This is a genomic window from Methylobacterium sp. Leaf361 (genome assembly GCF_001424445.1).
GTDB lineage: Bacteria > Pseudomonadota > Alphaproteobacteria > Rhizobiales > Beijerinckiaceae > Methylobacterium.
Map to the genome: position 1 here is coordinate 1 of NZ_LMPY01000079.1, position 3,326 is coordinate 3,326.

Below are 3,326 nucleotides of genomic sequence, written 5' to 3' on the forward strand. Positions count from 1 at the left end.
TCGGTCGCATCGAGGAGTACGCATACCGTCTGAGCCATCGCCCAGCCTCGCACGCCTCACCGCCCGCGTGAATCCTCCGTCCGCGTCACTGCACTAGGGCCGGCATCGTGATTGCTGTGCCGGTGGTGGAGGCGATCAAGGCGACCATCCGCGAGAATCGGATCGACGTGGTGATCATCGACCCGTTCGTCTCCTCCCACCGGGCGGGCGAGGGCTCGACCTCGGCAACGGCACGATGAAGATGCCGGACGGGTCGATCCGGTCGATTACCCGCAGCGGCCTGGAGATCCCGGACGCGCCGGCGGGTGGCATCGGTGCGGCGGGCAACGGCCGCGGCAGCATCGGCGCGCACGTTGAGGAGTTCCGTCGCCACGTCGATCGGCTCCAGGACATGGGCGTCCATGCACAGGTGGAAGTCACGGGCCTTCGACGCAGCGGTCTCAGGGCCACCGCGCTGCGGGTGCGAGGCCGCGGCGGCATGTCGGCAGACCTCGGCGTTAGCGAGCCCGGCGCCAAGGAAGACCTGAGCGACTGGGCCTGAGGGCAACGACTTCCCTCAGACATACTCAGCAATTGACCCCGAGACCGGTAGATATCCAACGTTCTCCACTGCCACAGCATAGATACGCCTTGACTAGGTATCGATGTTGCTGCGTGGGTCTCAGCCACATACGCAGGAGGCTTCATTGGACGACATTACATCAACCTCGGCTCCGGATCAGAGCAACCTCATCGAGCTCACGGCCGATATCGTGTCCGCTTACGTCTCGAAGAACTCTGTGCCTGTTTCCGAGATGCCGGCGCTTCTGTCCGCGATCCACGGCGCGCTGAACGGGTTGATCAGCCCTGTTGCCCAGGCCGAGGCTAAGATCGACCGCGCCACTCCGAGCCAGATCCGGAAGTCGATCACGCACGACGCGCTGATCAGCTTCGAAGACGGCCGGCCGTACAAGACCCTGAAGCGGCATCTGAAGGGAGTGGGTCTCACCCCGGACGAGTACCGGGCGAAGTGGGGTCTGCCGCGCGATTATCCGATGACCGCCCCGAGCTACTCCGAGATGCGCTCGGCCCTGGCGAAGAACACCGGCCTCGGCAACCTGCGCCGTAACGCGGCCGCAAAGGCTGCTGCCGCCGACGAGACGGTTGCAGTGGCACCTAAGGCCCGGGGCCGGAAGAAGGCCGCTGAGCCCGTGGCTGCACCGGCCGAAAAGCCTGCTCGCGGCCGCAAGACGAAGAAGGCTGCTGTCGCCGCGGAGTGAAGCTGCCTGGCGCGGGAGCGGTACGGAACCGCCGGCCCGCCCGCGGGTCTACCCAGCATCCCTGATGCGATCACCTTGAACCGCCCGGCTCCGGCCGCGGCGGTCTTTTCGTACCCGCTGGCGCGCGGCTTGCGATGGCTCGGCATTCCTCCCAGGGATCCACTTAGCCCCGCCGGTACCGCCGAGCGGGGCTTTTTCATGCGGCGGAGGTAGCATCACATCCTCGCGCGCGCTCCCCGCGGAGACATGCCGGTAACCATTCTGGCGCACTGCTGCGCTGCAACAGCGAGTGCCATGATGCCCAGTCGGCAACCCACCTTGCCCCGCCCCATGACGGCGGCACCCTCTAGCCTGGAAACGACGATCCTCGCAGATCGAACCTTGGGTTCCGGGGGATGGGATGCGCGTGCAGCTATGACTCGTGCGACCGAAGCAGCAGTCTGCCGACGCAGTGCGCCTGCGATGCGCCTGGCCGCATAGCCCTGGCGGACAGCTTCTCTCGCTGATCTGAGCTCGCCCGGTCAGCCGGCGCGGGCTTTTTCGTGCCTCGCACCCCCCGAACGGCTGATGTCGCGGCGCCCGCTACGCTGCTATCCCGTCAGCGAGACTCCACACCTTCAGCCCCGCTGGCCCAGCCGGACGGGGCTTTTTCATCGGCTCGCGCTGACCCAGGTGAGTGTGGACAAGGCGCCATTGTGCGAGGGTAGACCATCGCTAGCAGATTGCCTCGGGCGCTGGCGGCCGAGAGTGACGTGCGCTCCCGCCCACCAGCGGGGACTGGCATGTCACGCCTCTTCTTTGATTTTCACGATGGGCAGGCGTTCCTGCGCGATCCTATAGGCTTTGAATGCAGTGATCGTGAAGTGATAAGGAATGAGGCTGTGCGCGCTTTGTCGCTTATGGCCAAAGAAATCATTCCCGAGAAGGGCGAAACCCAAGCCTTTACGGTCATTGTTCGCAATGCCGCCAACGCAACTGTCTACACAGCGACCGTATCGTTCGCTGGCCTCTGGCTGGGAGAGCTCCCAATCCCTCCCAGCGAACAGGACCCGTTCGATTGAACCGGCGATCGGTGCCCCGCTGATCGCCCAGCCAAGTTGCGTCCCGGCAACAATCAGCGAACCGTCTGTGGCGCCTCGGGTTTGATCCACCGGGGCCCTGATTTCGGAGGCGTGAGTGTCGCGCTACTTCATCAGCACAGCCAACGGCCATGTGGTCGAGGACGACGAGGGCGTAGAGCTATCAAGCCGCGGGGCACTGCGTGCCATGCTTGGGAGAACGCTGACTGCGATCCTCCGCGATGAATGCGCGATCGATGGATCAACCGAGTGCAGCGCTCGAGCATATGACGAAGATGGCCGCCTGGTGATGCAGGCGCGGGCCAGTATCGACATCGAAGATCAGTAGGCGCTCGGCTCACACGCTGGTGAGATCAGGCGCTCTCCCGCCCAGTGAGCAGATCGGGGCGGGGCCGAGCGATCAGAACCACAGGGGGCAGATGGCGAAGGCGGGCGGAGGCTGAACGCCTACATTCCCTTCATCGAGTCGACGAGGCCGGGTTCCTCGGCCTCGGGGACGGTGCCGGCCGTCTGATCGTCGGTCGCGGAGTCTAGTACCTGCGGCTGCTCAGATGGGCCGCCGTCTTCGATAAGGCGTGTCTTGCTGGCGTTCTCGCGGACAGCGACGTCCTCTGTGGACGGTGGCTTGGCGCCGTTCTGTTCATCAGCCATCGAGACCTCCCAGAGCCGTCCGGATCCCAAGGCAGGATACGCTTCGGCCCGGCGCTGTCGAGAGTGAGACCTCCGGAACAGATCGCCTGCTGGAACGTCTAACTAGTACCCAAGCGTAGAGACGCCTATGCCCGCCCGGCCCAGTGCCGAGGCGGGTTTTTCGTCTTCGATGAACTAGGAATATCGCTTTGACCCGTTTCTCAGTTTCATATGCAGCTGGCAAGACTCAGATTACAACGTAAGCGCTGTTTGGGCGGCACCTTCCGGCAGACGGTGTGAAGGCGACATACGGAGCGGAATGGGAGCTCCGTCACATGTCAATGTCAGGGCGTATGGC

The 3,326-nt window shown here is 64.3% G+C and carries 6 protein-coding genes; 5 read left to right on the top strand and 1 reads right to left on the bottom strand.

From position 1 onward, the window contains the following. The first annotated feature begins 107 nt into the window (after positions 1 to 107). The 5 genes from ASG32_RS35510 (at position 108) to ASG32_RS30955 (ending at position 2,666) form a co-directional block, all read left to right on the top strand. Entirely contained in the window at positions 108 to 239 is a 132-nt protein-coding gene (locus ASG32_RS35510) for an AAA family ATPase (protein WP_244492322.1), read from the top strand. Beyond that, a complete protein-coding gene (locus ASG32_RS30945; protein WP_157862111.1) occupies positions 236 to 541 on the top strand; it encodes a hypothetical protein in 306 nt (101 codons plus the stop codon). The genes ASG32_RS35510 and ASG32_RS30945 overlap by 4 nt, the downstream gene beginning before the upstream one ends. Positions 542 to 686: 145 nt before the next feature. Continuing rightward, on the top strand, positions 687 to 1,259 hold the full coding sequence (locus tag ASG32_RS30950; RefSeq protein ID WP_056533849.1) for a MucR family transcriptional regulator: 573 nt from the start codon (positions 687 to 689) through the stop codon (positions 1,257 to 1,259). Between the two features lie 782 nt (positions 1,260 to 2,041). Further along, entirely contained in the window at positions 2,042 to 2,320 is a 279-nt protein-coding gene (locus ASG32_RS33160; protein ID WP_082558128.1) for a hypothetical protein, read from the top strand. Positions 2,321 to 2,435: 115 nt separating this feature from the next. After that, positions 2,436 to 2,666 (top strand): hypothetical protein, encoded by a 231-nt coding sequence (locus ASG32_RS30955; protein ID WP_056533851.1) that lies wholly within the window; start codon positions 2,436 to 2,438, stop codon positions 2,664 to 2,666. 119 nt (positions 2,667 to 2,785) lie between these two features. On the opposite strand, the gene ASG32_RS30960 is transcribed toward ASG32_RS30955, so the two are convergent. Further along, positions 2,786 to 2,989 carry a hypothetical protein gene (locus tag ASG32_RS30960; RefSeq protein WP_056533852.1) on the bottom strand — a complete coding sequence of 68 codons (204 nt, stop codon included), beginning with the start codon at positions 2,987 to 2,989 and terminating at the stop codon, positions 2,786 to 2,788. Positions 2,990 to 3,326 lie beyond the last annotated feature (337 nt).